The organism is Acinetobacter sp. YH12131 (genome assembly GCF_013418635.1).
GTDB classification, from domain to species: Bacteria; Pseudomonadota; Gammaproteobacteria; order Pseudomonadales; family Moraxellaceae; genus Acinetobacter; species Acinetobacter towneri.
The window spans coordinates 1-2,948 of the sequence record NZ_VPBQ01000042.1 but is presented as its reverse complement, the minus strand read 5'-3'; the positions used below and the strand labels follow the sequence as shown (position 1 = coordinate 2,948).

3 protein-coding genes and 1 pseudogene are annotated in these 2,948 nt (G+C 44.2%); all 4 read right to left on the bottom strand.

The window, feature by feature from the left end; all coding sequences use genetic code 11:
* A partial coding sequence (locus FTU66_RS13460) for a recombinase family protein (protein ID WP_179994526.1) occupies positions 1–703 on the bottom strand: 703 nt, incomplete at its 3' end.
* 148 nt (positions 704–851) lie between these two features.
* Entirely contained in the window at positions 852–2,018 is a 1,167-nt protein-coding gene (locus tag FTU66_RS13455) for a tetracycline-inactivating monooxygenase Tet(X3) (protein ID WP_024160783.1), read from the bottom strand.
* Positions 2,019–2,207: 189 nt separating this feature from the next.
* Complete coding sequence (locus tag FTU66_RS13450; RefSeq protein ID WP_205779272.1) at positions 2,208–2,801, bottom strand: tyrosine-type recombinase/integrase; 594 nt, start codon at positions 2,799–2,801, stop codon at positions 2,208–2,210.
* Between the two features lie 72 nt (positions 2,802–2,873).
* Positions 2,874–2,948 (bottom strand): annotated as a pseudogene (locus FTU66_RS13445) (IS6 family transposase); the annotation flags it as partial.

Sequence of the window (2,948 nt, the reverse complement as noted above, 5' to 3'; positions counted from 1 at the left end):
CAGCGGCCAGGGCATCGGCTTCCGTCAATGCGTCCTCCACGAACGCGCCGTGCTGCTTCGCTTCGGCCTGGCTGACCTCGGCCCATATCCGTTTCACCTGGGCCGCACTGTACCCGGCCAGCTCGGCGGTCTTGTTGATGCTGTAGCCGGACTTGCGCAGCGCGACAACTTGGGCGCGGCGCTTCGGATCAGCACGGCGGCCCTTGTACCGCCCGGCCTGGCGGGCCAACTCAATGCCTTGGCGCTGGCGTTCGCGCCTGTCCTCGTAGTCGTCGCGGGCCATCTGCAAGGCCAGGCGAAAAAGCATGATCTGCACGGCTTCCAGCACGATCTTGGCGACGCCCTGGGCCTCGGCCGCCAGGTCGGATAGATCGACCACGCCAGGGACGGCCAGGCGTGCGCCTTTGGCCTGTATCGAGGCCACCAGGCGCTCGGCCTCGGGCAAAGGTAGGCGGCTGATGCGGTCGATCTTCTCGGCAATGACCACCTCGCCGGGCTGTAGGTCGCCGATCATGCGCAGCAGCTCAGGCCGGTCGGCGCGTGCGCCGGATGCCTTCTCACGGTAGATGCCGGCGACGTAGTAGCCGGCGGCCTTCGCGGCCGTAGTGATCGCCTCTTGGCGTTCCAAGTCCTGCGCGTCGGTGCTGACGCGCAGATAGACCCGCGCCACCATCGGCGCGGCTACTGGCTTCGTCCTGCGCATACTTGCGGGCTCCTTTGGGCATACTCAAATGCACCCATCTTAAACTGGCAGCTAATGTACAAAAGTTGATAGAAGCACACAAGTTCAATTTTGCACTTCTGCCCCACTATTGCAAAACTGCTTGTTAGTAGCCGTTTTTTCTTACTGTTTATAGATTCAATAATTTTTGAAACGAAAAATTGGGACTAAACATTTCGGTTTCGTTTTCTGTCGATTCGTCCTGCGTATCTTTTGCATAAACAAACATTTGTTGTTCGTAGTTTTCGATGGCATTTTCAATACTTGTAAATTCTCCGTTTGTAAGGTTTTCAGACAATATCAAAGCATCCAATAATCCCGTATTTACACCCTGTCCTGCAAAAGGCGACATCAAATGAGCAGCATCGCCAATCATTGTTATGGGTAATGGACGGTTACTTTTCCAATCATTGTTCAAAGGAAATTTCCTTGTGGGCAAGCATTGAAATGTTGATACCGAACGTATTAATTGTTTGTAAACTTCACTCCATTTGGAAAATCTTTTCAATAAAAAATCGGCAACGCTGTTTCTGTCCTGAAAATCTAAGGGAATTTTATTTTTCCATTCATCGGGCGTTTTAAAACTAATTCCTAAATACAATGCACCATTATTATTGGGATTGGCAAACAATAAAATGCCCTGATGTCCCGCCATTAATCGGTTGCCGTTGCATAGCTGAAAAAATCCGGGACAGTTTATTTCCGGTTGAAGAATATCAGCTTGGATGTTGAAAGTACCGGTTTCTTCAACTTGCGTGTCGGTAACAAAGCTCCTTATTTTCGACATTCCACCATTGGCAAGAATAACCAAATCTGCTGTTTCACTCGGTTTATTCTCAAAAGTTAGTGTCCACTTCTTCTTACCAGGTTCAAGCATAACAAGTTTTCTATCCCAAATAACCGTGTCGTTTTCTAAACTATTCAACAAGATAGCCCTTAAGTCATTTCTGTTTATTTCAGGATTGTCAAATCGATTTTCGGGCTTTACATTTTTTGTGGATAAAATATTGCCTTTTTCATCAGCAATATTTACACCCATTGGTAAGGCTAAGTCATAATAAGTTTGTAACAATCCCGCTTTTTTCATTGCTTCCTGACCTGAACCTTTGTGTAGGTCAAGGGTTCCACCAAAAATTCTTGCCTCTCGGTCGTTGTCTCTTTCGTAAACTGAAACGTCTATGCCGTTTTGCTGTAATAATTTTGCCATAGTCAGTCCAACGGGTCCACCACCAATTATTGCAACGTTCTTATCACTAAGTAAATTCATTTGTTTGTCCGTATCTATTCGCATTGTCATTCAAAAATGGCACATAACAAGTGGCTATACGCCAAATGGCGTATATATCCACTATATCTTATTTTGCTAAACCTTTCATTATCAGTGACAAATCCGTTTTCAACCGTTTACCGTTCGTTTCTACTCTCTCAAAAGGATTTATATTCATAGTGCTTTTTGTTAAGTTTTGCTCAAATATACAAATCCTTTCTATATATCTAACAAATCCATCGGACTTTTTAATTGTTCCATTCCCTTGGTGGTAATATGTGTATAAACCTCAGTTGTTTTACTGCTTGAATGACCTAACAACGATTGAATATAACGTAAACTCGTACCATTCTCAAGCAAATGCGTTGCAAAGCTATGTCGTAAGGTATGTACAGTAACTTCCTTTTGAATCTTTGCTTTTAAAACAGCTGCTTTAAAAATGTTTTGAATACTTCGGCTTGAGTATGCGCCACCTTTTTGACCTTCAAATAAATAATCTTTTGGTTTATATTCCATAAAGTATGTTCTTAAAATAATTAATGTTTTCTCAGATAAAATGGTATAACGATCTCTTTTTCCTTTTGACTGTTCTATACGAATTTGCATGCGCTTGGAGTCAATGTCTTTTATTTTCAGGTTTATACATTCAGAAATGCGCAAACCTGCCGAATAAATAGTCATCAGAATAGCCTTGTGTTTCACGTTTTCAATAGCGCGTAGTACCCGAATGGTTTCTTCTTCACTCATCACAACAGGAAGTGTTTTTTCTTTTTTTGGTCTTTCGATGAAATATGTTTTCCGTTGTCCACCCAAAACACGTTCGTAATAAAACTGGCACTGTTGCAAAGTTAGCGATGAGGCAGCCTTTTGTCTTATTCAAAGGCCTTACATTTCAAAAACTCTGCTTACCAGGCGCATTTCGCCCAGGGGATCACCATAATAAAATGCTGAGGCCTGGCC

What these genes read in the sequence shown, in the direction of transcription:
- FTU66_RS13455 (WP_024160783.1), bottom strand. Translation starts at nt 2,018, where the DNA reads ATGACAATGCGAATAGATACGGACAAACAAATGAATTTACTTAGTGAT.